We start from the raw sequence: 26,873 nt of genomic DNA, 5'->3' as shown, positions 1-26,873 counted from the left end.
CTGAGCGTCGCAGTCCGCCCCTGATTCATTGTTCAGCCGGGATCGCAACGCCGGCTTCTTGAAAGCCTCCGGCGATCAAGGCGGGTCGCAGCTCCGCTAGTGCGCTGGCAGGCACTCCCAGCCACAGGAGATTCCTGGCACGCGTGATGGCAACGTATCCGATGCGCCCCACTTCGCTGTCGACGCCCGCCAGTAGCGCTGCGACATGCTCCTTCGAGGCCAAATAGAGCACCGCATCCAGGCTTTCCCCCTTAACTTGATGCACGGTGTCCACCCGAATGCGGGCGTCGCGTGCAGCGGCCAGATCGTCCTCGACCATCAGCGGGGCATTCGGCAGCCCCTTTTTTGCCAGCTTGTTTCCCAGATTGTCCGCGGTCGCCAATCCAAACTTCTGCTGAAGCACCTGGAGCAAAGCTTTCACTCGCGTACGCAGCATCGGATGCCATTGCACATCTGCGGTCAGCGAAGCGGCAGGTAAGCCGGCGTCGGAACTGCGTGTGAAACCCCATATCTCGCAGCGCAGCGCCCTTGCTTCCGGGTAGCGTGCAGGCTGCGTGATCATTGCCACCAAGCCCTGCGGCGGATCAGCAAGCAGGCCGACCACGCAAGCGGCCACGGTCTTGAACGAGTTCAGATAGTCTTTTCGCTTGTCTCTGAGAATTGCTGCCAGCACGAAACCCTTCACCATACCCTGACCCGCAGGCGCATCGTTGCCTGCCAGCTTGTCCGCTAGCTCGCGGCCGCGGCAGACCACGGCCGAACGCTTCGGATCGAGATCCGCAGCCAGAACGGCTGCACGAAACGCGGTGATGAGCTGATCGCGTTCCGCATTCTTGTAGGCAATGAAGAAGGCGCCATGGGGTGTTTCAGGTGCTTGGCGCTCCGCCGTGTCGGCACGGGCGGACAACTTGTTCGCAAGTGCCAATATAGAGGGAACCGATCGGTAGTTGCGCGTCAGCGCATAGCTCCTTGTGCCAGGTCGCAGTCCGTACTGCGTTAGAAATTTTCCGTTCGCGCCGGCAAACTCGTAGATGCCTTGGTGGGGATCACCGATCAACGAGATCTGGGTGCCAGCCGCTATCAGCTGTTCGAGGATGGCCTGATGCAATGTGCCGATATCCTGCGATTCGTCGATCAGGATGTGCGGATAGCGTCGTGCGAGCACACGGAGAATGCCCGGCTGTTCGAGGAGCACGCGATGGCACCAGTACCGGCCCAGGTTGTGGGTATACGCACCCGTTCGGCCCAGGCGATTGACGATGCCTGTTGCGTAGGCGGTGTTCAGCTCCAGCGTTTGATCGTTGCCCGCGTAGTAGAAGTAGGTGGCTCCACCGCGAAAGCCAGCTTGCATCTTCGTGATGTTGAGTGGATAGGTGCCCGGATTGAATGTAAAACCATTCAAAAACGACTCTCCACCCGTCACGAGGAAAGCCGCCTGCGTTGCTCCCATCGTTCGATACGCATGCGGGCGCAGGATGTTGCTGGTAACAAACCCGTCCAGCGTATCGATTTCGACCCGATCACGTCCCAACCCTGCCGGAACACTTTGCGTCAAAGCCTGATAGCTCTCGCGGAAGGTGTCCACGGCCACGTTAGAAAACGACAGCAACGCCACCCGGCCACGATGCTCACCGAGCCGCTTGCGAATTTCCACAAGCCGGCGCACTGCCGTGCGAGTCTTGCCACTGCCCGCGCAGGCAACCACGGACAAAGGCTCGAGCGGTGCGTCGATGATGGCCTGCTGTTCCGCCGACAAGGTCATGGTTTTGCTGGTCCTGCTTGGCAGGCGTGCGTGATCGCGGCGCGGATGTACTCCGGAACCACGCACGCGGCGCCTGGTTCCGAGAACACTTGTGCGAGGGCCTGCCCGAACCGCCCCTTTTGCACGTTGTTCTGTTTGCGCTCGAACAAGCCGGCGAAGAGCGCTCGCGCTTTCTCGGCGTCGCTCCCCGCCGCAAGCACTTCGGCTTCGACCGCTACAGCAATCTTGGGGTGCAGCTCTTTCAATGCTTTCAACATCGCCGTGCGGTTATCGGCATGCAGCGCCAGGTCGTACTCGAACGTCTTCAGTCCATGGAAGACCTTGATGAAATCGTCCTCGCTTTCCTTCATCTTCGCCGTGTTATCCGACACTTTGATGGCCTGACCGGGCGCCGGATACAGCGCCTGCGGCTCACTGCCGTCGGCAGGCTCGTCCACAGGATCGGCGTCGGTGATCACCGCGACGGGAATCTTGAGTGCGCTCTTTCCGAACAGCGGCATGAACGAATCAAAGTTTAGGCCTTCAACGCTGATCAGGCTGACGGCATGCTCCCGCAACTTGAAACCGGCCTTCTCGGCCAGCACGCTCACCAGCATCAGTTCGGCCGCGCCCTCAACGAAGATTACCCGTCGCGCGAAGAATAATTCTGCGCGGGTCACATCAAGGTAGCGCTCCAGTTTTTCGCGCTTTCCTTTTCCGAAGGTGACCGTTCTCGGAAAGAAAGTCTCCACCGCTGCGCCCGTGTCTACGAGGCATGTCAGGCTGTCGAGATCGGCGATGCTGGCGAAATTAGGGGAGTGGCTGGTCACAAATAGCTGTACTGGCTTTTCGCCATCGGTAGCCTGGACGGTCTCCAAGTACCGTAGCAAGACCGCCTGAAGTTGAGGGTGTAGGTGCGCTTCGGGCTCCTCTACGATCAGGCTGCGATAACTGGCCTCAGGATTTTTTGCCAGCTCACTGAGCACCACGGCCATGAATATCAAATTATTGAAGCCCAGCCCGTTCTGCTCGATCTCGAAAGCATCCACCAGCAACGACAGCCGTGAAGCCAGCCGTTGAAAGTCGCTGGCACTGAGCCCAAGCTCCAGCAGCTGTGCGAGTTGGGGTCCAAGCATCGTTCCGTGTCGGCTACTGATGGCCTTGTGCGTGTTGACGATGGGCAGATGCTTTTTGAGTTCCTCGTCCAGTGCCTTCAGCACGACGTTGATTCCATCGCGACCCGCGTCGTCGGCAAGCAGTTGGAACAAGCGTGAAAGCTGGCTTGTGCGGCTTGGCTTGAGTCCTTGCGAGGCATCTCGCAGAGGAGGTAGGTACACACCGCGCAGGTTCTCCATCATGTCCGTCGTCAGACCCACATCCTCGTGGTCGCCGCACCAGCGTTTGGCCCTCAATCGACCCGCCTTGTCGGCTTCGGCGTACCTGATGGTTATGCGTGCCACCAACTCTCCATTGGCACCGGGCTTGAGCGCCGCGAGGAAGTCGGCCTCATCGTCTGGTTGAAGACCACGGAAGATGTACTGGAAAACAATGTCGCCCGTTGGCTTTCCGCCTTTGGGGTGGTGAACGTCGTCGCTGTCGAGCCGAGGGTACGGTTCGTCGTGTCCCGCCAGCAAAGCGCGCAATGCGTCGACCACTGCGGTCTTTCCGACATTGTTGGCGCCGACCAGGACGTTCAAGCCCGGCTGGAAGTGAAGTTCCGCCTTCTGCAATTTCCTGAAATTCAGGATGTTCAGTTGAGCCAGGTACAAAGGCGCCTCCTCTCCTCGCTTTTGCGATGTTTTGACACGTATGGTTACATCGTAGCTTAGTGCTTTGTCATGGCCGCGTGCCACCCCATGGGCATGGCCCTATCTGCCCTCGAATCAACGCCCACGCTTCCCCGCTCCCGGTGGTTCCAACGCCTCTTTTTGGAGTGATAATTCCTCCTAAGGCTTCGGGCAGGAGCCTGCCACCCGTCATAGCAAAGCTGTTGACAGCACTGCCGACACTCCCTCTCTTCCCGCATGTCATGTTCGGGTTCGAGAAGCGGCAGACGGGTGACGTTTCGTCATGAACTCAGGAGCACTGTCATGTCGAGTGAAGCCATTCGTCCGTCCACCATGGACGGCATCAAACGCCTCGCCAATTCGATCAAGGTCGAGCGAGGCATCAAACACATACCCGCGCTGGAAGTCGCCGCCCAATTGGCCGGCTTCCAGAACCTCAAGCACGCGCAAAACGTGCTGAAAAGCGGGGGCAATCGTCTAAACGCCCGTCCGGGCCACCGTGTCTACCTCACCGTGTACTGGCGCGACAAGGAGTCGGACACCCGCGGCCGCGAAACGCTGGGCATCTGGCTCGGTACGCTGTGGAGCGACTTGATCACGCCGGCGCAGCTGGACCATCACCGCGCGCTGACCCATTTCCAGCCGGAAGGCCCAGACCACCTGGCACGCCGCGACATGGTGCAGTCGCAGTCCCAGGCGCGCCGGGCGATCTGCGCCGCCGCGCGCACGCTCCAGTTCATGGACACGACCAAGCTGCGGCCTTCCAAGAGCCACAGCCGCGCATTTCCCGCCGGCCAGTCCAGCAACGCAGTGCCTGGCCGGGACCACTACAGCATCTGGTACGACCGCGAATCCAAGCGCTACATGTTCGCTGACGAACCCTATGAACCTGCCGCCGAGGGCAAGGCTGCCGAGCGTGCAGCCTGGTCTGAGCGCTACGGATTCGACATCATCAAGCCGTCGTGGCCCGGCATGTACAACCCCGACGGTGGCTCGCGTCTTTATCTCATCGCCGACTCGACGAAGGGCGTCCCGCTGGCTCCCATCGTCGCGGCACTAGACCGTCTGCCGGCGCCGATCGTCGAAGCGGCTTGGGATGGCGAATCGGCGCCGTCCACGCCGATTTTCTTCAGCCCTGGAACTATCGCCCGCAATGAGGCCGCCGCCAAGCTGCCAGCGACGGAGACCCGCAAGGTCACGAGGGGTCCGCGCAGCACGGTCGGCTATGTGCAGACCTTTGTCGGCCCGCAGCGCCGCCCCAAAGGCAGGATGCCGATAGAGGTGCACGCACAGGTGGGCAAGCTGCTCAAGTCGGTGCTGGCGGCCTCGTACAACCGCAAGGGCGTCTACAACCGCGTCAACGGCATCCGCAGCGAACTCGATGAGTGGACTCAGCGTGAGTACAACTATGACGAGCTTCCCAACGAGCAATTCTTCGAGCTCTACTATCACGAGTCCGGATCGTCGTTAGCGCGCACCCTTTCGCCGGACGAGCGCGCTCTTCACGTCGGCAGTCTGGAACAGGTCAAGCAGATCCTGGCCCAGCACTATCCGGACAGCCCGCCTCTGCGCGCGCTGATGAAGAAGCTGGATGCTTCCATCGGTTCGATGCAGACCTGGGCAAGCTGACGCTGTCAGAACAGCATCCGTGCCTGTGCGTCACCCGGCATCGCCGGGTCGCGCTGTCGTGCTGCGCATCGATCCGCTGATGGCGTCTCGCCCATTCGGCTTCCATCGCTGACGCCTTCGCGCGTTCCCGCGCTGCGCGCTTCGCTTGCCAATCCGGCGACGCGGTGTGTGGCGGTGGGCTGGCTTGCTGTTCCCTTCACCGTATCACGCCGTTCTCGTCGTCAAGGTCTGCGCGCCCTGCCCTGCGGTTACGCGCTTGCGTCCTGGCGGCCGTCTTCGAACCCTGACCACTGCGCTGCGCCGTGCTGGTGCCGGTCTCGGGCAATCCCGCCCGATTCACGGAGCCGACGATGGCGCACGATCTCTTCTCTTTCGATTCTTCCGTTCTTCTAGTTCGCGATGTCGCGGGCGACTACCGGCCGGCCGAGGCCGGCGAGGTACTGCAGGCCGCGCAGCGGCTGCTGGGGCAGCAGTTGCGAGGACGCGAGGTCCTGTCGTCGCCGCAGGTGGTGCGCGACTTCCTGCGGGTCAAGCTCGGGGCGTTGGGGCACGAGGTGTTTGCCGTTTTGATGCTCGATACGCAGAACCGGCTGATCGAATACGTCGAGCTATTCCGCGGCACGGTGAGCCAGGCATCGGTCTATCCGCGGGAGGTGGTCAAGGAATCGCTGGCGCGCAATGCGGCGGCGCTGGTCCTGGTGCACAACCATCCATCAGGGGTTGCTGAGCCGTCGCGAGCCGATGAGCATCTGACGCAGACGCTGAAGGCTGCGCTGGCGCTGGTGGACGTGCGCGTGCTGGACCACCTGATCGTCGCGGGCAGCGACGTGCTGAGCTTTGCCGAGCGCGGGTTGCTTTGACCAAACGGGGACAGAAAGCCCTCGCTACTCTGACGCGTATGCGCCGCCCTTGTTGTCTATCCAACTTGCTTCTGAAGCCTCTTCGCTGTGAAGGCAAGCCAGACGCCAACGACTCCGATGAAGACCCAAGCCGCGAACCCATCGGGACTCTCAGGTATCCGCCATGTAGGCCAATCCGGATAGAGCTCTGCAAGCGTGAGTTCCTGATCGACGCCCGCACGATTGAAAGCACGCATAGCGCGGTTGAAGGCGCGTCCCAATCGTCCTCCATTTGGAAGCGGTCAAGGCGTGGATGGGCGCAGCACTCGCGTGGAGTCACTCAAGTACGAGATCCAGGATGTGGGTTGCGCTGAAGCGGCGACTTCGTCGACGCTGCCCATGTGGGCGATGATCTTTCTGCTCAGCGGCGAAAGATCAAGACGCTCCAGATCGCTGCGCCGGTCAAGCAGGTTCGTCTGAACTTCCAGTTCGGCTGTTAGTTCAGGCTGGCCGAGATCCAGTGGTCTGCTCAGTGCAACGGGCCAAACATTGCGAAGCTCGCGCACGGCAGTGGCCACTGCCTGCACGTTGCCCTGGCTGGCATGAATGAGGCAGATGAAGATTGAGAAGTTCATGCACATGACCTCCTCGTACTCAGTGCCCATCGTGAGGTCCACCGGGTCAAGCCACGTCAGCAACACTTTGTGCACCGCCTTGGGAGCCGAAAGTTTTTCGCCAAAGATGGTCGCCATCGACAGCTTGCCACCTGAGATGGCGAGCGCTGTCTCCTCAAGCTGTGACGCGGCTTTGTCCACGTTCACTTTGGCTTCCTCGAAGCGATGCATCAGGCTGTCCACGTTGTGCTTGTCGTAGACGGTCTTCACCTCGCAAACCAACAACTCGTTGGTCTGCGTGTCATACAGCGCCAGATCGACATCGCCGCCGGGAAACTTGCGTCTGACGGCGACCTTCAAACGGCTCAACACCGGCAGGAGCGATTTGAGCGTGTCTGCGGCACGCGCGAGCGACGATCCTAGAGTGTTATTCCAGTCGCGCTCATGACGTCGTATTGCGATGGTCAACAGGCTGGCCGTCATGCCTTGCGCATTGATGAAGCACGGGTTGCGCAGAAATTTCCCATGCAACAGGTAGAACGGCGGGTGAATCAGGGTTGTCGCTGCTTCTGACGGTGCCATGCTGAAGCGGGTGAGTGCATCCACGATAGATTGACCCGTGATCGCGCCATACTGCGGATAGGCAAGGACATACACCGCCCACAGTTCAATCAGCTTCGCCTCGTCGTACCAGTAGGAGTGCTTTACCTGGACGGCGGCGAACTCCAGGAACACGAGGAAACCCGACAAAGCGGCAAGCCGCTCCGCGTCCACGCCCATCGCCTGCTCAAATTTCAGCCAACCAAGCGGATCAGATTGCGTGAGGAAGTGGAGCATCTCCGGGCTGGACGCGAGCGCATGGTTCAACTCGTCCAGCGAGAGTTCGGAGAGTCGTCTTCCGATAAGCATCTCAAGCAGCGCCGCTTTGGCCTTAGCGTCCAGCATCATCAATGCGGAACCACGGCGGCGCCGAGTGAGCCTGTGCTGGGCGATATCTGCCTTTATGTCGAAGAAGGATTGCCAGATGCCCTGTTGCACACGTGCGTGTTGCTCCCGGTTCAGTTCTTCCATGAGCTGCCCGCCGAATGCCGCATGGGCCGAGGGATCCGGGTGCGACGGCCTCGAGAAATCGGGCTTTGTCGTTGACTGCTCGACCGCGACCAAGCAATAGGTGAGCGCGAGTCCCGTGACCGGCACGCTGTAGTCGATGTAATTCTCGGCGTGATCGCCGATCTTGTCGACCGCGTGAGCCGCCATCCAGACAAACATCTCAGCGGCCTGGGGATGCAGATCGGTTGGGAGATCCGGCGGTCTGCGCTTGAGCGCCTCCGCTGGAAGCTTCGCATGCTCGGTCAGAATCATCGCAGTGACGTCAATTTCTCGAGACTTCAACTCCTCCTGCTGCTTGCAAACGGGGCGACCACAGAAAAGCCACCGGTTCACCAATCGCGAACATGCATCCCGAAGCCGGCGCCACTCCGTCCTCAGCAACCGCCGAAGGCGGCCACGCTGACTCACTGCTTTCTTGGAACCCAATCCCCTGCTCCCCTAGTTTGTGTTTTCTGCGCTAACAAGTATGAGCCATCCTGTAGCGCGAATAGTGTCGGTACTGGGAGCACAGCCTCTTTGACGCGCGGATTGCTAATGCAGCATTTGACCTCTGCACACGCCCTCCAGGGGAATGGCTGAAGCCAATCCCCGCCGCGCGGGCTTGGCGCCCCTCGATACCGCCGACCAGGCAGCGCCTGATCGGCCAGCACACGGTGCCGATGCGCGCTACGCGTTTGTTCACCTCCAGCTAGGCATGCCTGCGGCATGCGGGGCGCTCGCCGCGCGGCCGTGGGTTCGTCGCTCCCCCTGGCCGTTGGCCGGGTTTCCGTCTTTCCCCTCCTTCATCGCTGATCCCGCGACCGTAGCCGCCGGCGCCTGGCCGTCAAGGCGCGCAGGGCCGTGTCCTCGCCTGCGGCTGCGGGCCGCACCAACCCTGCGCTTGTTTCCTTGACGGCCAGTCCCCGCCGACCCGGTTTTTCGCGGGCGATGAACTCAGGAAAGACGGCGGCAACGGCGACCAGCCCAGGTCACTGCGCCGAACCCACCGAAGCCAACACCGGGCTCCGAATCTTGGAATCCGGCTGGGGTGGGAAACCACAGGAGAGCCGCGCATGCAGACACCGACACCTTGAACCCATTCCCTCTTTCTTCCCATTTTTCACATTCAACGTCTCGACATGGGACAGGAGTTTTCAATATGAACACCGCCACCCTTCATGAAACCACCGCCATCGCCGCTGCAGTAGCAGCCGTCATAGCTTCGCACGAACCGCTGCTGATTCCGCTGTCCAAGCTGCGGCCTTCCAACCGCAACGTGCGCAAGAGCGGCGGCACGTCGATACCCGAACTTGCTGCCAGCATCGCCCGCGTGGGCTTGCTGCAAAACCTCAACGTGGTGCTGGCCGCCGATGGGGAACACTACGAGGTCGTGGCCGGTCGCCGTCGCCTCGCCGCGCTCAAACTACTGGTCAAACGGCGCAATCTCGCCAAGGACTTCGAGGTGGCCTGCCTGCTGGGGTCTGATGCGGCGGCACGCACCGTCAGCCTGACCGAGAACGTGCAGCGCGAGGCCATGCACCCCGCCGACCAGTTCGAGGCCTTCGCTGATCTGGTGGCCGAGGGACGCCCCATCGAGGACATTGCCGCCGACTTCGGCGTGACGCCCTTGGTGGTGCAGCGGCGCTTGAAGCTCGCCAACGTCTCGCCGCGCCTGTTGGCCGACTACCGGGCTGACGCCGTCACGCTGGAGCAATTGATGGCCCTTGCTATCACCGACGACCATGCGGCGCAGGAGGCGGCGTTCTATGAGTCGCCGCAGTGGCAGCGCAGCCCGGAGGCGCTGCGCGACCACCTCACGCATGAAGAGATCGACGCAGCCCGCGATGCGCTCTAGAAGTTCGTGGGCATTGAGGTCTACGAGCAGGCTGGCGGGGCTGTGCGGCGCGACCTGTTCGCGGACGAGCAGAACGGCATCTTCCTCACGGATGCAGCGCTGCTGGAGTCGCTGACGAAGGAAAGGCTCATGCCGGTGGCTGAGCAGGTGCAGGCCGAGGGCTGGGGTTGGGTGGACGTGGCGCCGCGTGCCACCTACGCCGACCTGCACCAGTTCCAGCGCATGCGCAGCAAGCGCCGCGAACCGAGCAAGGCCGAAGCCAAGCGCATCGCCAAGCTCGAAGCGCAGCAACGCAAGCTGCAAGACCGCCTGGACGACGAGAACGAGGACATGACGGACGAGCAGGCGCAGACCATGCAGGACGAGATGGACAGCCTGGGCAATGAGCTGGAAGCCTTCGAGCGCACGCTGGTGGTCTATCCGGCGCGCGGGATGGCGACGGCGGGGGCCGTGGTGTCACTCGACCACATGGGCGGCGTGATCGTGCATCGCGGGCTGCTGCGCGAGGGACAGGCCAAGGCGTTGCGGGAGCAGGAACGCGGCGGGCACAGTGCGAATGATGAAGCCGAACACGGTAGCGGGCGGCAGAAGGCCAAGCTCACCATTTCGGAGAAGCTGGTCAAGCGCCTGAGTGCCCATCGCACCGCCGCCCTGCAGGCCGAGGTCGCCCGGCATCCGCATGTGGCGCTGGTGGCCGTGGTGCACCGGCTTGCGTTGCGCGTCATCCATGACGCGCACTACGGTTTGCCCATCAACATCACCGCCAACCCGCAGGACCGTCTGGAGCAGTACGCGCCGGACGTGGCCGAGGCACCGGCTGCGGTGGGCATGCGACAGGTGCGGGAGGCTTGGGGCAAGCGCCTGCCCAGCGACCCGGATGCGCTGTTCGCCGAGTTGCTGGCAATGCCACAGCAGGAGCTGCTTTCGCTGGTGGCAGTGTGCGTGGGTTCCACGGTGACCGCCATCGCTTCGCGTGAGGACGAAGCCCCGGCTGCTGCGCTGGCGCAAGCAGTCGGGCTGGACATGCACGCGTGGTGGACGCCGACCGCAGCAGGCTACTTCGACCACGTCTCCAAGGCCAAGGCACTTGAAGGAGTGCGGGCCTTCGCGGCCGGTGAGGTGAACCGGCTCGACAAACTCAAGAAGGCGCAGATCGCCAGCGAAGCCGAGCGGCTGGCAGCGGGTACAGGCTGGCTGCCTGCGATGTTCCGCGCCCCGGAGGAAACGCAGGCTGACGTCGCAAGCGCTGAACCGATTGGTGAGGGGCAGGCCGATGCCGAAAACCACGAGGACGCGCACGCAACGGCGTGATCCTTGTGACTCCCCGGCCGCGAGGCCGGGGATCAAGAAATCGGCGCGACGCGCGCGGCATCTCTGCCGCGCGCGTTTTGACTTCCGGAACACCCTGCCCTCTGCTCCCTAAGTGGCGCTCTACGCCAGTGTTCGCTGCGGCGGGTTGGGAATGCCCGCCAGACAGGGGAGCATCGAACAGCACCAGTCGCCCGCGTTCAGCGCGCTGATCGAGACTTCACAACCGCACACGGATACCGATGAACCACCAAGGCGTCAGCGAGATATTCTTTGAAGAGTCCTACACAGTGCCAGCGGACCAGACGGCGAAGTCGCTTTTCGCGCGGCTTCCTCACGGAAGCGGGTATGCGGAGCGACTGATCGAATGTCTGGCCACGGGATACTTGGTGGCAGTGGTCGAATCCATTTGCATTCGCGAGATGCAGCAGCACGTCGATGCCACGACAGAAGTGGTGGTCGGTCGAACCATCCGCATTGACCACCGGGGGCCGATCCCACCCGGGTCGCCACTGCGGCTGCGCGGATGGCTCGAACGTCTGGGAGACCGAAGCGCGACGTTCCGCGTTCAGGCCCACGATGCGCACGAAGTCGTGTGCGAAGCGACTGTCACGCTGGTGGCTGTCCAGCGGGCACAGATGGAATCGCGCATCGCGACAAAGGTTTCGGCGCTCCAATGCCCTGGAACCTAGAAATGCACGCCCCGCCGGTGGCGGAGCGCGGACACGACGCAACTTGCTGCGCTCGAATTTCGCGCGAGCCGTTTTGAATGGAGCGGGCGAACAGTCCGCCAGACGACGGTGGCTCACAGAGAGCGTTCCGATGCGCAGCTTCTTCCACGCCGCAAAATGCCGATGCGCTGGCCAACGCCGATACGGTGGGATCCCACTTCCTTGTATCGTTGTCGACCGACATGACCCGGGCTGCATCGGGGTCGTGCCGGAACGCTGTTGCAGCGGTGACGGTACTGGGGCCATGCGTCCTTCCGCGACAGGATCACACCCACAGCGGCCTTGTATTTGTCGTGAATCCTGGCGAGGGCACGGCGGCCCTTCACTTCGTTTCACGCCGCCTCGGGCTTGTCCGCCGCAACCGTCCGGCCCGACAAATTTCCCCGACCTGCGGTCTTCCTCGCGAGGCAAATTTCTCGGGCCTCCCGGTCCTGCGCTGCGCTGCGGCCCCTCCGCTTCGCTGCGGGATGCGGCGCGCCCGGACCCTCACCCATCGGATCACGCCAAGGCCGCGGTGGGCGCGACCTGGTCAACTTCAAAAGGACTTCATCATGGCCAACATCGGCACCTTCACCGCACAGAACGACAGCTATACCGGCACGGTTCGCACCCTGACGCTCAACGTCAAGGTCAAGATCGTGCCCAACGACAAGGAAAGCGAGAACGCCCCGGACTACCGCATCGTCGCCGGCAACTTCGAGATCGGCGCGGCCTGGAAGAAGCTCAGCCGGGCCGAACGCCCCTACCTCTCGGTGACCCTGGATGATCCGTCGTTCCCGGCAACGATCTACGCCCGCCTGGTCGAAGGTGAGGACGGCGCGCACAACCTGATCTGGTCGCGCAGCAAGGGCGACTGAGCGTCGCCCTCGGCGCCCCGCCACCGGCGGGGCGCTTTTCTTCTGCAACTTCGCTATTTCAACAGGTCGGGCAGGCAGTCGGCGAACGCAGGCTGGATCTTGCTCATGGGCTTGGCGACGGCTTCATCCCACGTCAGCACCGCTAGGGTCATGGCGGTCATCGTGAGCAATCCATTTGAATTGCGCAGGATCTGCAGGGCCAGGTGGACCGGAAAGCCCTCGGACTGGCGGCGCAGTGGGTGGATGCCGCCGTGTACGAACGAGTTCAAGGAGTGCCACGACACGTCCTTGAAGTGCGCCAGCATCTGGTGCGCGGCCGCGGGCACGCTGGGTCCGACACGTTTGCCAATCTGCTCGATCATCTCGCTGGCCGAGGGGAGGTTCTTCGCGGCCTGCTCGCTCTGCAGGGTCAGTGGTGCGCTGAGCTTCTCGATGGCCAGATCGCTGGCGGCATATTGCAGCCACATGGCGCGGGTCAAGGCCTCGAACTGCAGCCGCATCAGGCCGACCGCCGACGTGGCCAATCCCATCGCCATCAAGGCGCGCAGGCTGAGCCCATGCTCGAGCGCCACGGAGCACATGCAGAAGGCGGCCTCGCCACGAGGTGAGGGATCGAACTCGGCGCCGTCGAGCAGATGCAGCAGCGCTTCGTGCAGCTCGTCGGACCGACGGAGCATGACTTCCAGGGGATCGTCCGAGGGTTCTTGTTGGGGAGCTTCCATGCAGGCATCGTATTCGCTCGGTGCTGTTATTGAGCGACAGCAGATCGGCGCAGGCAGGCACCTGTCTAGCGGCTTTGCGGATGTACCCGAATGAGTAAACACGTATCTGCGTCTGCTCGCCAATCCGCTTTTACGGCTTTGCGGCTCAACGGCTCAACGGCGATGCGTGAAGGCGGCTTTGCGCTTCGAAGGATTTGTTGATGGCCGGATCACTGGCTCTACGTCTCTCCACATATCCGTGACCGAGCCCAAGAGTGTTGGTGCGTCTCCGGCGATGCCGGCCGCGCTGTCGTGCCGCGCATCGAGCCGCCTGCGGCGTCTCGCCCCTTCGGGCTTCCATCGCTGACGCCTTCGCGCCAGTCGGCGCTGCGCGCTGCGCTTGCCAAGTCAGGTGGGTGGCGCTGATGGGCAGAGCTGGCTTGCTGTTCCCTTCACCGTATCACGCCGTTCTCACCGTCAAGGTCTGCGCGTGCTGTGCACGCTGGCGGCCTCGCGGCCGTCTGCCAAACCCTGACGGCTGCGCTGCGCCGTGCTGCTTCCGGTCTCGGGCAATCCCGCCCTGATTCCTTCCAAGGAGAAGACCATGACGAAGCTCATCACGGACGAACAACACGCGCAGCTGCTGGCCAACGGCCGGCAGTCCCTCGAACAGGAAAACTTCGATCCCGCGCCGGTGGTCAAGCTGTTCACCCCGGACGCGGGTGCGACCTGGCTGCTGACCGAGATCGACCCGGACGACCACGACCATGCATTCGGGCTGTGCGACCTGGGGCTGGGCTACCCTGAGCTGGGGTGGGTCAGCCTGGCGGAGATCGCAACTGTGCGCGGCCGGCTCGGGCTTCCCATTGAGCGGGACTTGCACTTCGCGGCGCAGAAACGCTTGAGCGCGTATGCGCGAGAGGCACGTCTTGCCGGTCGCATCGTGGCCTAGCCAAGACGCATTGGCCGCCGGCGACGGGTCGGCGGCCGATCTCGTCCTAGCCCTCTTCCTTGGGAAGACGCGCTTCGGTTTCCAGCATCAGTTCGCCAGCGCTACGGCCCAACGCCCGTGCGATCTTCAGGATCATCGCCAGCGTCGGCATGTGCTCGCCGCGCTCGATCTTGCCCATGTGCGAACGCTCGATGCCAGCCTGGTGCGCCAAGGTTTCCTGGGCAACACCATCTTCGGTGCGCAAGGCGCGCACCGCAGCTCCAAAGGCCCGTGCCGGGCCTGCCTCAAATGTCGTCGCGCCGGTCGGCCGCCCGCGCTGTATTCCCTGCTTCTGCATCAACAGAAGCGTTACGTTTTAAAGCAATTAAAACCACGTTATCTTTAACTCATAAAATACCGCCTGGCCACGACTGTGGCAGCGCTGATGCAAGCGCTGCAGCACTTACATCTGGCGCTTCCCCGGCTTGCACAGTTCTATTTGAAAGCTATATTCGTATTCCTCCCCGCGATAACGATGACATTCCTAACCGACGAACAACGTCTCCGAATGCTGGCCAACGGCGCCGCGCGCTCGCGTGGCGAAACCATCGACCCCCTGCCTGTGGTCAAGCTCTACACACTCGACGTAGGAGCCGCTTGGCTGCTGACTGAACTCGATGCCGACGAGGATCGGGCCTTCGGGCTGTGCGATGCCGGCACCGGTAGCCCGGAGCTGGGTCAAGTCAGCCTCTCGGCCCTCGAAGGCGTCCGCGGCCCGCGCGGCATGCGCATCGTTGCTGATCCACACTTCAAGCCGCGCCAGCCACTCTCGGGCTACCTGGCAGACGCACAACGGGACGGGTCGATCAACGACTGACCGGTCGCGGGTAGTCGCCGATGGCGCGATGCAGGGTCGCTTCGAAAGCGACCCTGCGCGCCCTCCCCTGTGGCAGGTTTCCTCATTTAAGGAGGATTCCTGTGACGAAGCTAAACCCCGAAGACCTGCCTCGCGCCCCCTGGGCCCTCACCGCCGCCTATCTGTACGTGCTGGACCTTGACGACTCGGGCGTCGCATGGGAGTACCTTCGCCGCCACCCGGGCTACGGCATGGATTGGGTGCGTCGCAGACGCGTAGTGTCCTTCGCCCGCTGGGGGTTGCGATGTCGCCGAAGATCCAGGTCTCGACGGGCGCTCTGCGCGTCCGCTGTGGCTGTCCTTCCAGGACGGATTGCTGCAGGTGCGGGCCGCGCATGCGCACGACGCCGCAGCCAACCGTTTCGACTTATGGCGCATTCCCGGCCGCAAGCGCCTGGCGCTTGACGGCCCGGACCTGTCGCTCACTGCCGACCTCAGCGCACGGCGCATGCGCTTGTCGCTGGCGAGCAACGTGGCTGATGGTGCTGCCTATGTGAGCGCAGTGCCGCTGACGCCGCGCCTGCGGGGCCAGCTCGATGCCTTCCATGCGCAGGCACAGGCCCTGGAAGGCCATGCGCCCCGGGTCGATCCTGCGCGGGCGGTCACCCGCGCCGCGCTGCTGCATCTGCGCGCACTGCAGGCGCTCGATGCCACGCAGGCGGGCGCATCGCACCGGGACATCGCCCAAGCCTTGTTCGGCCTCGAAGCCGTCGTCCTGCGGTGGCACGAGGATGGCGACCTGCGCGCGCAGGTGCGCCACCTGCTGCGGCGTGCGCAGGGATACGCGACCGGCGGCTATTTGGCTCTCGCCGGCGTGCCGCACACAACAGCAGACCACCCCGGAGACGAGCCGGTGCGCTGAATCTCTCCCTGCCTTGATCGGGCCTGATTCCCGAGACTGCCTCCATTGGGCCGCGAATGGTTTGCGGCTCATCCACAGCGATGGAGTCCGTCATGGCAGTTGGCAGTTCGTTTCCTCACCGCACGACCCCAGCGGTTGCGCCGCAGCCTGCTGCGGTTCCGGCTGCGCCGGCCAATCCCGAGTTTCTGACCACCGACGAAGCCGGCGCCTTCCTGCGGCTGTCGCCGCGCACGCTGGAGAAGCAGCGTGTGCTCGGCGGCGGTCCGCGCTTTCGCAAATTCGGGGCGCGCGTGGTCTACGCCGCCGCCGATCTGCGCGCTTGGGCGGACCGCCACACCTACGGCATGACCTCGGATCCGGGCTACGTGCAGCGCGACTCCGTCCGCTGACCTACTTTGGGCAACGCCGCATGTCCAAGCGCATGAGCGAACGCGAACAGCTCTCGCTGTTCCGCGCGCTGCCGCACGACGGTATGGCGCTGCGTGATGCGCAGGACCTGATGGCCTACCCCTTCTTTTCGCTGGCCAAGTCGCCGCGCATTGTGCCGATCCGCTTCGAGGCTGGTGGCATTTCGCTCACCGTAGAGGGTGTGCCCGAGCATGGCATCGCCACCATCTGGGACGCCGACGTGCTGATCTGGGCAGCCAGCCAGATCATCCAGGCCAAGAAAGAAGGCATCCCGCCCTCGCGGCTGATGGTGGCTACGCCCTACGAGATCCTGCGCTTTGCGCAGCGGGGCACCGGTCGCAGCGACTACCTCGCGCTGCGCGCCGCGCTCGACCGCCTGCAGTCCACCACCGTCGCCACCACGCTGCGCCAGCGCGAGCGTCCGAACGGCGGCAAGCGGGTGCACCGCTTCTCCTGGATCAACGAATGGAAGGAGTACATCCGGCCGGATGGGCGCTCCGATGGCATCGAGCTGATCCTGGCCGACTGGTTCTTCACCGGCGTGATGGAGGAAGCGCTCGTGCTCACGCTCGATCCCACGTATTTCCGGCTTTCAGGCGGCATCGAACGCTGGCTGTACCGGCTCGTGCGCAAGCACGGCGGGCGGCAGCCCAATGGTTGGCGTTTCGAGATGCGGCACCTTTACTTGAAGTCTGGCGCGCTCCAGCGCTCCCGGGACTTCGCCGCGCACGTGCGTGGTCTCGCATTGCGCCAGGCGCTGCCCGGTTACCGCCTGTCCATCGAACGCAGCGGCGGAATCGAGTGGTTGGCGTTTCACCCTCGCATCGACAACTGCCCTAAGACCGACTTATCCACTTCTCGTGTCGACCGAGACTTATCCACAGCTTCTGTTGAAGAACCTGTGGATTTCATGGGGACGGGCTCGGTGGATCACCGGCGCGCGACTCGGGTGATCACCGGCGCAAACATCGGTGAATCACCGGCGCAAAACGGTCCGCAACCCGCGTCCAGCAATGGTTTCGGGCCTCCCTAAACATCTAAAGGGATACATAAATGGAAGTCACGCGCGCGAACCGAAGCTGCCCAAAAAGCGGGCAGTGCCTCGCTGAAGGCAGTCCGAACACCCGAAAACCGCTTGCCAGGAAGACAAGACCGGCCCGGCAAGGTGATTGCGTTGCTCAACCAGAAAGGCGGTGCGGGCAAGACGACGCTCGCCACGCACCTGGCCGGCGAACTGGCGATGGCGGGAAGCCGCGTGACGCTGTTGGATGCCGATCCGCAGGGGTCGGCCCTTGACTGGGCGCAACGGCGCCTTCAAAACGGACAGGGACGGCTCTACGGCGTGTTCGGGCTGGCCCGGGACTCGCTGCACCAGGAGGCGCCACAGATCGCCCTGGAGGCGGATTACGTGGTGATAGACGGGCCGCCCCGCGTGGCGGCCCTTGCGCGCTCCGCGCTGCTGGCCGCCGACCTGGTGCTGATCCCCGTCCAGCCCAGCGCCTACGACGTGTGGGCCAGCCACGAGATGATGATGCTCATTGCCGAAGCCCGGGTGTTCAGGCCGCAGCTTCGCGCGGCCTTCGTGATCAACCGGCGTGTGGTCGGCACGGTAATCGGCCGCGAAGCGCGCGCCGCTCTGGCCGATCAGCCCTTTGCAGCGCTGCAGACCGAAGTCTCGCAGCGCATCGTGTTCGCCGACAGCGTGGCCGCCGGCCGGCTCGCATGCGAGGCCGCACCGAAGTGCGCCGCCGCGCGCGAGATCGCGGCATTGGCGCAGGCAGTGCAGGAGATGCTGCGATGACGGGTTCAGCGTCATTTTCAACACCGAAGCGGGCATCCATCGGGCGCAAACCTGCCGCCGACCCGGCCTCGACCTGGGTGCGCCAGGCCGATACACCGGAGAACGTCGCGAAGGCGTCGATCTTCACCGCGCGCCTCACCATCGACGTGACGCCGGTGCTGCGGGGCCGCATCAAGGTGATCGCCTTCGAACGTGGCGTCACGGCGGCCGAAATGCTGCGCGAGCTGCTGGAGCGCGAATACGGTGGAGGCCAGTCATGACGCACCCGTCGCCCATTGCCGCGCAGACCTGGCCACACGCAGCGCTGCCGCCACGGCCTACCCCTATGCGCGTTTCGCTCGCCTTCGTCGAGCATCGCGTGAACGTCTGGCTGCGCTTCGGCCAGCCGGTGCGCGAGACGGTGCTCGACCGATGGCGGCGCGTGGCAATCTTCGAGCCCAATGCGGTGTGCTGTCGCGTCAAATGGATCGGCAACGACTACGGCACGGCACTCTGGCAGCTCATGGTGCTGCAAGCACCGATGCCGTTCGATGGCGCACAGCGCATCGCCGGCGTAGTGCCTGGCGCACGCATCCTGCTGCGCGCCGATGGCGAGCAGCAGGTCAAGGCGGTGCTCGAAGTGATCGACGCCATCGAAGCACTCGGCATTGAACCGGCCGCGGTTGCCGCTACGTACTGGCACACCGTTGGCAACCGGCTGGCTGCACGCCAGCCGCTGCCGGACTACACCAGCGAGCGCCATGCGGCGCATCTTGCGCGCGGGGCGCTGCGATGAGCCGGCGGGTACTTTTTGCCGCCATGGGCATTAGCTTGGCTGCGCTGTGCGCGCCGGCCTTCATGCCGGCGTCGGTGCATGAACATGTGTTCCTGGTCTACAACCCGACGGACAGTGTGCCGCGCGGCTGGTACCAGGTCGGCAGCATCGACAGCGCAGCTGCGCTGCACGTCAGCGGCATCGTGCTGGCCCGGCTTCCTGTCGACGTGGCAGCGTTCGCAGGACAACGCCGCTACCTGCCGAACGGCTTCCCGATCCTTAAGCGCATTGGCGCCATTGCTCCGCAGTCGGTGTGCGTTCGGCAACAGGTCGTGCTGATTGATGGCGCAGTGGCTGCGACCGCACGCACACATGACGGCGCGCGCCGACAACTGCACGTCTGGCGGCAATGCCGCCCCCTTGCCAGCGGCGAACTGTTCCTGCTCAGCGACACGAACCCGGCGTCTTTCGACAGCCGCTACTTCGGTCCCATCGCGACGTCTGCCGTGCTCGGCATCGCGCGACCCCTGTGGACATGGACCACGCCATGAGATCTGCCTCATCGCATCACCAAAGATGCCTCCAGACTGCAGCCGGGCATGCGCCCGCGCTGCACTCCATCGTGCAGGGGTCCCGCCGCCAGCGTGCAGCACGGGCTGCATTGCCGCTGCCCTTCGAGCAGCGCTGCGCACCCGGTGCGCCGCTGGCGGCAGGTCGGAGCCGGGAGCGGATGCGGAAGGCGGAGACGGAGGGCCAGATAAAGGGGGTGGCACGCCGTGCCCCCGAAAGCCAGTCTGCACGTGGGTTTGCGGTGGCACCGCGAGGGGTCTCGCGTGTGCCTTGCCGACATGGGAACCCGCATCGCCGCGGCGTTTGCCGCGTGCCGTTTGCGATGGCATGCTCCGTGGTGCGCTCGGGGCTTCGCCGTGGCCGGACGTGACGATGACCGCTTTCGCGTCAAGCCTGCGGCGCCGAAGTCGCGCGCCGGGCCAGGCTCCCAGCGCTTCATCTCGCAGGTGCTCAAGGAGGTGTCGAAGGCCGGCGCCAAGCGCTCCGGCAAAAACGCCGGACGGCCCGCCAACACCTTCGGCCGGGGCCGTGTCGCAGCCACCATGGCCGGCCGGCGCCTGGGCGCCAACGCCCGGCGCGTCATCATCAAGAGCCGCTTCGTGGTACTCCGTCGCGCCAGCCCAAACTCCGTGGCCGTCCACCTGCGCTACATCGAGCGCGACGGCGTCACCCGCGATGGGCAAAAGGGCCAGGCCTACGGCCAGGATACCGATGCAGCGGACCTCAAGGCGTTCCAGGAACGCGGCCAGGGCGACCGCCACCAGTTCCGCTTCATCGTCTCGCCCGAGGATGGGCTGGAACTGGAAGACCTGAAGGGCTTCACCCGCCAGCTCATGCGACGACTGGAGATCGACCTGGAGACCCGGCTGGACTGGGTTGCCGTCGATCACTGGGATACGGACAACCCGCACACACACGTCGTGTTGAACGGGCGCTCCGCCAGCAAGGAGGATCTGGTGATCGCCCCGGATTACATGGCGCATGGAATGCGCATCCGAGCCAGCGAGATCGCCACCGAGTGGCTGGGGCCTCGCACCGAGGTAGAGATGCGGCAGAGCCTGCTGCGCGAGGTGGACCAGCAGCGGCTCACCGGCCTCGACCGGGCGCTGATAAGGCAGGCTGGTGTTGACGATATCGACCTGACGCGCAGCTCACCGAATCAGCAGCGCCAGAACGTGTTGCGGGCACGGCTGCAGCGGCTCGAAGGCATGGGGCTGGCCAAGCGGGTGGATGCGAACCGGTGGAAGCTCGATCCGAGCATGGCGGTCACGCTCAACGCCATGGGCGAACGCGAGGACGCGCTGTACACGATGCGCCGTGCGCTCCAGAGTCTGCCGCGTGAGCTCGTGGTGCACACGGAGGCTGCCACCGCCATGCCGGTGATTGGGCGCATCGTCGGCAAGGGGTTGGCCGACGAACTGAACGATCGCGGCTATCTGGTGGTCGATGGCATCGACGGTCGAGCGCACTACCTGAAATTGCCCGCTAACGCCGACCTAGCCGAACTTCCGGTGCATGCCATCGTGGAGGCCAAGCAACCGGGACAGGAGAAGGCAGTGGATCGCAACATCCTGGGGGCTTCGAAGAACGGCACATACAGCACGACGAGTTATCTGGCCCAACTGAGGGAGGCCGGAGATCGCGATCCGCAGGGCGCTGTCGAAACCCACGTGCGCCGGCTCGAAGCCCTGAGGCGCACCGGTGTAGTGGAACGTGTGGCGGAGGGCGTCTGGAAGATTCCGGCCGATCTGATGCAGAGAGCGCAGCAGCACGATGCGCGGAAAGCGGCGGGCTGGATAATCGACCTGCGCTCGGCCCTATCCGTAGAGCAGCAGGTGCGCGCTATCGGGGCGACATGGCTGGACCGCAATCTGCTGCTAGATGGCAGTGTGGCAAACAAAGGCTTCGGCGCTCAAGTGCGCGACGCGATGCAGTCGCGCGTAGGCTTTCTAGCGGAACAAGGGCTGGCGGAGCGTCTTGGCCAGCGCGTGCGCCTTGCGCGCAACCTGCTAAGTACGCTACGCGACCGTGAACTGTCTACCTTGGGCGAATCACTGCAGGCCCAAACAGGCCATACCTACCGACCGTTGCAAGACGGCCAACATGCTTGCGGCGTCTATTCAAAGTCCATCCAGCTCGCCAGCGGTCGCTTCGCCCTGCTCGACGATGGCATGGGATTTAGCCTCGTGCCTTGGCGTCCGGTTGTTGAAAACTGGCGAGGAAAAAACGTATCGGCGGTTGTGCACGGTTCGTCGGTAAGTTGGCAGCTTCAGCGCCGAAAGGATCTTCCCGGGTATCGGTGATCGCATGCTTCATTTTCATGTACTTGTCCGAGATATCGTCATCTCAACTGGGCTATGCCTGGACGGGCCACAGGGTAGAGCCGGAGGCGTCAACGAGAACATTCCGGCGTTCCGGCTCTCCGTGTAGATCAGTTTGCTTTACGTGGTGCCGTTGCGCCATGTACCCGTTCAAACGCAAATGCTATCTCCAGCACTTTGGCGTCGTCTCCCGCCTTGCCCAAGAATGACACGCCAACCGGTAAGTTTCCGGCCGCCACGCCTCCGTTGACCGTCACCTCCGGAAAACCCGTCGCCGAAGCGATCTTCGCAGCGGCGTACGCGTAGGCCTTGCAGACGAACCCCGGATCGGCCTTGCCAGGCACCACTGGCGCCGTGCACCCGATCGTCGGATAGAACAGCGCGTCGTACCGGCCCGCCTCTATGAAACCGCTCAGTTCGCGCTTGAGTGAAGGGATCACCACACTCAGCAGTTGGATGTACTCCGGCGAGTCCGTCGCTCTAGTCTCCAGGTTTTCAATGAGCCCCTTGTAGCGCCCTGGGTTGATTGCCCGAGTGCCCTTGTCGGTGAGCGTGTCCAGACGGTTCATGAATTCGCGCAAGTCTCTCGGCTGGCCGGCGGGCAATCCGGACAGGTAGGTTTCGAACTGCGGCTTGAACTCTGCAGCGCCGATGGGCCCCAGAACAGCCGGTTGCAACGTTTCAAACACCTTAGGAAGGCGGATACTGACGACACGCGCACCGGCCTTCTGCATAGCGGCGACGGCGTTCTGTTTGACGGCGTCGACCTCTGGGTTCGCTCCATCGAAGTTGTCGATGACGGCAATGACTTTTCCCGCAAGCGAACTTCCAGAGAGTCCGCTTGACAGCGGCCTTTGAGGCCGCGCCGCGCCCTTGGTGGATGCATCGTTCTTGTCCTCCCCTTGAATGGCGTCGAGCACGATGGCCTGGTCTTCGACAGTCCTGGTGATGGCTCCGGCAACATCGGCTGTGAGTGACATCGGAATCACGCCGGCGCGGCTCACCAAACCCATGGTGGAACGCATGCCGACGGTGCCGGTGACGCTGGCAGGCCCACGGATGGAGCCCGTCGTATCGGTTCCCAGAGCAAAGGGCGCAAGCTTCGCGGCCACCGCGGCGGCCGAACCACTGCTGGAACCATCTGCAGTGCGCAGGGGGTTGAACGGGTTGAGGGTCTGGCCCCCTACGGCGCTGTAGCCGTACCAACCGTATGACGCCGCTAGCTCGGACAGGTTGGTCTTGCCCAGCAGGATGGCACCCTGGTCAAGAAGCTTCTGAATGACGAAGGCGTTGCTGGCAGGCATCGACTGCGCGAGTGCTAGCGAGCCCCCAGTGTTGGGCAAACCAACGGCATCGAAATTGTCTTTTGCTAGGAAAGGTATGCCCGCCAACGGGGCGCTGGCCTGGCCTCCGCCCTGCTGGCCGCGACGAATGTCCCAGGCCCTCGCTTGCTCCATGGCCTTGCCATTGACGGCCAGCACTGCATGCACTCCGCCAGCAGGCTGATCAACAGCGGCGATACGTTCGAGGTAGGCCGCTACCAACTCGGCCGAGGAGATAGTGCCGCGGTCCAGCGCTACACGCAGGTCGGACAGGCCCATGTCCACGATCCGCTCGGGTGGCATCCCTGATGTAGCCAAGACAGGTACCGCGGCCAGGACCAGCAGGACTACCGCCCTGCTGCATCGGTTCGAAAGGTTGAGGCGCTTGTACATGGTAGGTGTGTCTTTCATGGCGGCTCAATCGACAGTGGCGCCTGAGGCTTTGACCACAGGCGCCCACTTGGCACGCTCTTCGCGCAGGACCTTGGCGAATGACTCGGGATCGCCACCGAAGCTCCCCGGCGTGCGCTCTGCGCCCATCGCGACGAGTTGCTGCACCACCGCCGGCCGTTGCAGCGCTTTGTTGGTTTCCGCGTTAATGCGACTCACCACCGCGGGCGGCATTCCCGCCGGGCCGACCATTCCCCAGACGACACTGGCTTCCATGTCCTTGTATCCAGCCTCGGCCATAGTGGGCACATCGTTCAGTAGAGGAAGGCGTTCGCCGGCCATAACCGCCAGCGCGCGTACCTTGCCGCCCCGGATCATGGGCATCGCGACCGGTATTGATGTGAAGGCCAGATCGACCTGACCGCCGATGAGGTCCGTCATCGCCGGCGCGGCGCCACGATAAGGGATGTGCTGCATGTCCACGCCGGCCCTGCGTTTCCACAACTCGCCGACGAGATGGGCCAGCGTGCCGTTACCCGACGATGCGAAAGACAGTGAACGCTTCTTGCCCGCCTCCACCAGTCCGTTCATTGACTTGTAGGGGCCGCTGGAGGAAACGACCAACACCATGGGCACACGCGCGATCAGTGCCACTGGCTGCATGTCCTTTTCGATGTTGAAAGGAATGCGACCATAGAGGAACTGGTTGATGACCATGTTGCTGGATTCGCCCATCGCCAGCGTATAGCCGTCCTTAACGGCCTTGAACGTTGTGTCGAAGCCGATGTTTCCGCCGGCGCCGGGAAGGTTGTCAGGAACGAATGTCCAGCCCACTGATTCGGTCAGCGCATGGGCGGTCAGGCGTGCCACGCCGTCGGTGCCCCCGCCGGGAGGCGCGGGCACGATGAGCCGGATCGGCTTCGAAGGGAAGTTGTCCGCGAAGGCAGGCGCCGCGAGCACCGCGGCCGCCGACAAGCCAGTGCAGACGAGGGTGCGCCGACGCATCGTTGCTTCAATTTTCATAATGCTCATGGTTGGTACCTTCAACGGGTTGAAAAATTCTTAGCTCTTTGCTTCTTCAGCTCAAAGCGGCCAGCAAAGGCCCCCGCTCTCCGGCGCGCAGCGCTGAAACTCCGTCCAACAGCGCCTGCTGGACGATGGGCGATAGGGTGTCGCGCGTGGCGATGCGCAACTTGCGTTCCAGCTGCGCCGTGGAGAGCGGGCGATCGGGATCGCCGCGGGGATCAGTTAGCGGAGACTCGAGCCGCTGGCCGCCCCTCAGGGTGACAATCACACGCGCTGGCGAGCGCCCGGGAAACAGCGGTTCGATGGCAGGATCGTGGGTGACCACGATGCGCCCGGCCATTTCGCGTACCTTGGCGTTGTTGAGCTGCCCGGGATTCAGAGGCACCAGCGCATCGGCGCCGCGCAGCAGGCACAGGGCCAGGCAGTAGGGCACGCTGTACTGCGCCTCTACGAGCGTTTCCGGGCTTGGTTTGTTGCTCAGGTTGAAGGTCGCCCGATAGGTAAGCACCTCGATGCCGGAGATGTCATCGGCCGTTAGCCCATGCAAGGCCTGCAGGTGCAGCACGGCTTCCAGTGGTGCATGGATGTGACGACAACACCCGAATGCCTTGAAGTAGGTGCCGCCAATGAGCGGTGTTCCACCCAGGTTGTGCAACGCGGCCTGCGCGTCGAACAAATGCGCGTCGTCCAGAACCGCGGTCGGCCCGGTGAACCCGGCCATCGCCAGTTGCAGGGCGGACCATCCGGAGACGACGCCAGCCGGTATGCCTTCCTTTACATCAGACCCGGCGATGCCCGCCAATACGGGCAATGCGGGGGCCGTTTGTGCCGCGATGGCAAGGGCCTGAGCGATGACATCGGCGCTGACACCCAGCATCCGCCCTACGGTAGCGACGACGGCGAAACCGGACCATGCACCAGAAGGCGCGTAGGTCGAACGGGCGGCCGCTAGACGCACACCTACTTCGTAGCCAGCGACCACGGCGGCGACGAAGTCGTCGGTCGAGATGTGCGGCAAGGCGGACACCATTGCCAGCGCTGCAGGGATCACCGCTGCGCCGGGGTGGCCCCTTGCCATCCGGTAGCCGTCGTCCAGGTCGAGTGCGGCCGTGGCGGTGCTATTGGCAAGCACGGCCGCGCCTACAGAGCCAGTTCCACCGCCGAACCAAAGCGGCGCGACGCCGGGGCCGTAGAGCAGCGGTGCAACCATTCGCGCCGCCGTTACCCCAGGTTGTCCGAGCCCCGCCGCCCCGCTGGCGATGGCGTCCAGCACGCAACGTAACACTGCGTCCCTCGTCTCGGGTCCGAAGCGACGGGCGTCCAGCCCCGCCGCGTGGCGACCCAATTGGATCGCGACCGACGCAGTAGCTCCTGATTCATTACGTTTTGGCATACGACTTGCACGCTCGCATTTCTAAATTATTCAATGGAACTCGGATGCTAAATTCGCAATCCGTGTCAGTACAGTGACAAGCGAGGTCCTGCTTATGCCTTGGAGGTATAGATGAAGATAGAAATGAACATGCGCCACATCGAGGCGTTCCGGGCGGTGATGATTTCCGGCAGCGTTGTGGGTGCGGCCAAGCTGCTCAACGTCACCCAGCCCGGCGTCAGCCGTACGCTCGCGTTGCTGGAACTTCGCCTGGGTTACGACCTGTTCCAGCGCAAGGGCCGGCGGCTGTTGCCGACATCAGAGGCCGAGGCGCTCTACCGCGAAGTCGAGCAACTCTATGTGGGCATCGAGCGCATCACGCAGGTGGCCTACGACATCCGACATCACCGTGCAGGCGCCTTACGGCTGGCCACCCTGCCCGCCCTCGCTCAATGGCTCGTGCCTGCGGTCGTCTCCAAGTTCCTGGCGACCCGGCCACAAGTCCGCATCTTCATTCAGACATTGCCCTCGACCCAGATCGCCGACTTGGTAGCGACCCGTCAGTTCGACCTGGGTGTTGTGGAGTTGCCTATGTCCAAGTCGGGCGTGAATGTCCAGCCCTTGCCACCCGCTCCAATCGTGGCGGTCTTGCCAGCCGATCACCGCCTTGCGAGCCGCGTCGCGTTGTCCTTGAGGGACTTGGACGGCGAGCGGCTGGTGTTGCCGTCTCCCCAAAGCTACCTTCGCTACCAGATCGACGACGCCTTCAACCGTCAGGGCATCGCGCCTCAGGTGGTCGCCGAAACGCCAACCTCGCCGCTTGTGTGCGCTCTAGTGGCGGAAGGCGCCGGCATCGGGCTCGTGTCCGCCTGGACGCCCTCGCCGCACGGCGACGTGCGCATCGTGCAGCGGCCCTTCCAGGAGCCATTGCAGTCGCAGTACGCATGCCTGCGAGCTGAAGGAGCCGTGCCCATGGTGCTGGCCGATGAGTTCCAGGCAATGCTGGCCGAGCAGATGCAGGCGGCCTCTTCGGCCGACTGATCGGCAGCG

Annotated in this window: 25 protein-coding genes and 1 pseudogene; 18 read left to right on the top strand and 8 right to left on the bottom strand. The window is 63.7% G+C overall.

Translation table 11 applies throughout. The annotated features are described in order from the left end of the window. Positions 1-25: 25 nt before the first annotated feature. Positions 26-1,762, bottom strand: a complete 1,737-nt coding sequence (locus AVKW3434_RS14035; RefSeq protein ID WP_284406340.1) for a UvrD-helicase domain-containing protein — start codon at positions 1,760-1,762, stop codon at positions 26-28. Then, on the bottom strand, positions 1,759-3,510 hold the full coding sequence (locus tag AVKW3434_RS14030; protein WP_284406339.1) for an ATP-dependent nuclease: 1,752 nt from the start codon (positions 3,508-3,510) through the stop codon (positions 1,759-1,761). Before AVKW3434_RS14030 ends, AVKW3434_RS14035 begins: the two co-directional genes overlap by 4 nt. 321 nt (positions 3,511-3,831) lie before the next feature. Here AVKW3434_RS14030 and AVKW3434_RS14025 point away from each other — a divergent pair, with 321 nt between their 5' ends. Then, positions 3,832-5,157 carry a DUF5623 domain-containing protein gene (locus AVKW3434_RS14025; RefSeq protein ID WP_284406338.1) on the top strand — a complete coding sequence of 442 codons (1,326 nt, stop codon included), beginning with the start codon at positions 3,832-3,834 and terminating at the stop codon, positions 5,155-5,157. 350 nt (positions 5,158-5,507) lie between these two features. Continuing rightward, positions 5,508-6,017, top strand: a complete 510-nt coding sequence (gene radC, locus AVKW3434_RS14020; protein ID WP_284406337.1) for a RadC family protein — start codon at positions 5,508-5,510, stop codon at positions 6,015-6,017. A gap of 281 nt (positions 6,018-6,298) precedes the next feature. On the opposite strand, the gene AVKW3434_RS14015 is transcribed toward radC, so the two are convergent. Beyond that, the gene (locus AVKW3434_RS14015; RefSeq protein WP_284406336.1) at positions 6,299-7,972 is read right to left on the bottom strand and encodes a hypothetical protein; all 1,674 of its coding nucleotides are present in this window, start codon (positions 7,970-7,972) and stop codon (positions 6,299-6,301) included. 886 nt (positions 7,973-8,858) lie between these two features. Between AVKW3434_RS14015 and AVKW3434_RS24240 the strand changes: the two genes are divergently transcribed. From AVKW3434_RS24240 to AVKW3434_RS14000, 4 genes are all read left to right on the top strand, one after another. Then, entirely contained in the window at positions 8,859-9,554 is a 696-nt protein-coding gene (locus AVKW3434_RS24240) for a ParB/RepB/Spo0J family partition protein (protein ID WP_349816839.1), read from the top strand. Between the two features lie 6 nt (positions 9,555-9,560). After that, a complete protein-coding gene (locus AVKW3434_RS24235; RefSeq protein ID WP_349816838.1) occupies positions 9,561-10,865 on the top strand; it encodes a hypothetical protein in 1,305 nt (434 codons plus the stop codon). A 239-nt stretch (positions 10,866-11,104) separates the two neighbouring features. Next, complete coding sequence (locus AVKW3434_RS14005) at positions 11,105-11,554, top strand: thioesterase family protein (RefSeq protein ID WP_284406335.1); 450 nt, start codon at positions 11,105-11,107, stop codon at positions 11,552-11,554. 590 nt (positions 11,555-12,144) lie between these two features. After that, positions 12,145-12,450: a DUF736 domain-containing protein gene (locus AVKW3434_RS14000; protein ID WP_076196773.1), complete on the top strand. Its 306-nt coding sequence runs from the start codon at positions 12,145-12,147 to the stop codon at positions 12,448-12,450. Between the two features lie 53 nt (positions 12,451-12,503). Here the strand turns inward: AVKW3434_RS14000 and AVKW3434_RS13995 are convergent, their stop codons facing one another. Further along, positions 12,504-13,172, bottom strand: coding sequence for a DUF6988 family protein (locus AVKW3434_RS13995; protein WP_284406334.1), 669 nt, complete (start codon positions 13,170-13,172; stop codon positions 12,504-12,506). Between the two features lie 583 nt (positions 13,173-13,755). On the opposite strand from AVKW3434_RS13995, the gene AVKW3434_RS13990 reads away from it, so the two are divergent. Beyond that, on the top strand, positions 13,756-14,103 hold the full coding sequence (locus tag AVKW3434_RS13990) for a DUF2958 domain-containing protein (protein ID WP_284406333.1): 348 nt from the start codon (positions 13,756-13,758) through the stop codon (positions 14,101-14,103). A gap of 46 nt (positions 14,104-14,149) precedes the next feature. Here AVKW3434_RS13990 and AVKW3434_RS13985 read toward each other — a convergent pair whose 3' ends face one another. Further along, entirely contained in the window at positions 14,150-14,440 is a 291-nt protein-coding gene (locus AVKW3434_RS13985; protein ID WP_284406332.1) for a helix-turn-helix domain-containing protein, read from the bottom strand. Positions 14,441-14,527: 87 nt separating this feature from the next. Here AVKW3434_RS13985 and AVKW3434_RS13980 point away from each other — a divergent pair, with 87 nt between their 5' ends. The 10 genes and pseudogenes from AVKW3434_RS13980 to AVKW3434_RS13940 all read left to right on the top strand — a co-directional run bounded on the left by AVKW3434_RS13980 (position 14,528) and on the right by AVKW3434_RS13940 (position 21,695). Further along, a complete protein-coding gene (locus AVKW3434_RS13980; protein WP_502869084.1) occupies positions 14,528-14,959 on the top strand; it encodes a DUF2958 domain-containing protein in 432 nt (143 codons plus the stop codon). Positions 14,960-14,979: 20 nt separating this feature from the next. After that, positions 14,980-15,402, top strand: coding sequence for a transcriptional regulator domain-containing protein (locus AVKW3434_RS24285; RefSeq protein WP_502869083.1), 423 nt, complete (start codon positions 14,980-14,982; stop codon positions 15,400-15,402). Further along, entirely contained in the window at positions 15,320-15,859 is a 540-nt protein-coding gene (locus AVKW3434_RS13975; RefSeq protein WP_284406331.1) for a DUF2285 domain-containing protein, read from the top strand. The genes AVKW3434_RS24285 and AVKW3434_RS13975 overlap by 83 nt, the downstream gene beginning before the upstream one ends. 92 nt (positions 15,860-15,951) lie before the next feature. Next, a complete protein-coding gene (locus AVKW3434_RS13970; protein ID WP_284406330.1) occupies positions 15,952-16,248 on the top strand; it encodes a helix-turn-helix transcriptional regulator in 297 nt (98 codons plus the stop codon). A gap of 20 nt (positions 16,249-16,268) precedes the next feature. Further along, positions 16,269-17,087 (top strand): annotated as a pseudogene (locus AVKW3434_RS13965) (replication initiator protein A); the annotation flags it as partial. A gap of 345 nt (positions 17,088-17,432) precedes the next feature. Beyond that, the gene (parA, locus tag AVKW3434_RS13960; RefSeq protein WP_284406426.1) at positions 17,433-18,068 is read left to right on the top strand and encodes a ParA family partition ATPase; all 636 of its coding nucleotides are present in this window, start codon (positions 17,433-17,435) and stop codon (positions 18,066-18,068) included. Next, positions 18,065-18,328 carry a ribbon-helix-helix protein gene (locus AVKW3434_RS13955; RefSeq protein WP_284406328.1) on the top strand — a complete coding sequence of 88 codons (264 nt, stop codon included), beginning with the start codon at positions 18,065-18,067 and terminating at the stop codon, positions 18,326-18,328. The genes parA and AVKW3434_RS13955 overlap by 4 nt, the downstream gene beginning before the upstream one ends. Next, on the top strand, positions 18,325-18,843 hold the full coding sequence (locus tag AVKW3434_RS13950; RefSeq protein WP_284406327.1) for a DUF2840 domain-containing protein: 519 nt from the start codon (positions 18,325-18,327) through the stop codon (positions 18,841-18,843). The genes AVKW3434_RS13955 and AVKW3434_RS13950 overlap by 4 nt, the downstream gene beginning before the upstream one ends. Beyond that, entirely contained in the window at positions 18,840-19,373 is a 534-nt protein-coding gene (locus AVKW3434_RS13945; protein ID WP_284406326.1) for a S26 family signal peptidase, read from the top strand. The genes AVKW3434_RS13950 and AVKW3434_RS13945 overlap by 4 nt, the downstream gene beginning before the upstream one ends. Positions 19,374-19,670: 297 nt before the next feature. Continuing rightward, positions 19,671-21,695, top strand: coding sequence for a DUF3363 domain-containing protein (locus AVKW3434_RS13940; protein ID WP_349816837.1), 2,025 nt, complete (start codon positions 19,671-19,673; stop codon positions 21,693-21,695). 128 nt (positions 21,696-21,823) lie between these two features. On the opposite strand, the gene AVKW3434_RS13935 is transcribed toward AVKW3434_RS13940, so the two are convergent. Genes AVKW3434_RS13935 through AVKW3434_RS13925 form a run of 3 tightly spaced genes read right to left on the bottom strand, consistent with a single transcriptional unit; the run spans position 21,824 to position 25,844 of the window. Beyond that, on the bottom strand, positions 21,824-23,428 hold the full coding sequence (locus tag AVKW3434_RS13935) for an amidase (RefSeq protein WP_284406325.1): 1,605 nt from the start codon (positions 23,426-23,428) through the stop codon (positions 21,824-21,826). Between the two features lie 24 nt (positions 23,429-23,452). Continuing rightward, complete coding sequence (locus tag AVKW3434_RS13930; protein WP_284406324.1) at positions 23,453-24,457, bottom strand: Bug family tripartite tricarboxylate transporter substrate binding protein; 1,005 nt, start codon at positions 24,455-24,457, stop codon at positions 23,453-23,455. A gap of 46 nt (positions 24,458-24,503) precedes the next feature. Then, positions 24,504-25,844 (bottom strand): MmgE/PrpD family protein, encoded by a 1,341-nt coding sequence (locus AVKW3434_RS13925; protein ID WP_284406323.1) that lies wholly within the window; start codon positions 25,842-25,844, stop codon positions 24,504-24,506. A 111-nt stretch (positions 25,845-25,955) separates the two neighbouring features. Between AVKW3434_RS13925 and AVKW3434_RS13920 the strand changes: the two genes are divergently transcribed. Then, entirely contained in the window at positions 25,956-26,864 is a 909-nt protein-coding gene (locus AVKW3434_RS13920; RefSeq protein ID WP_284406322.1) for a LysR substrate-binding domain-containing protein, read from the top strand. Positions 26,865-26,873: the final 9 nt, after the last annotated feature.

Origin of the sequence: Acidovorax sp. SUPP3434 (genome assembly GCF_030159015.1) — a bacterium.
Classification (GTDB): Bacteria; Pseudomonadota; Gammaproteobacteria; order Burkholderiales; family Burkholderiaceae_C; genus Paracidovorax.
This window is presented reverse-complemented; position numbering and strand designations above follow the sequence as displayed.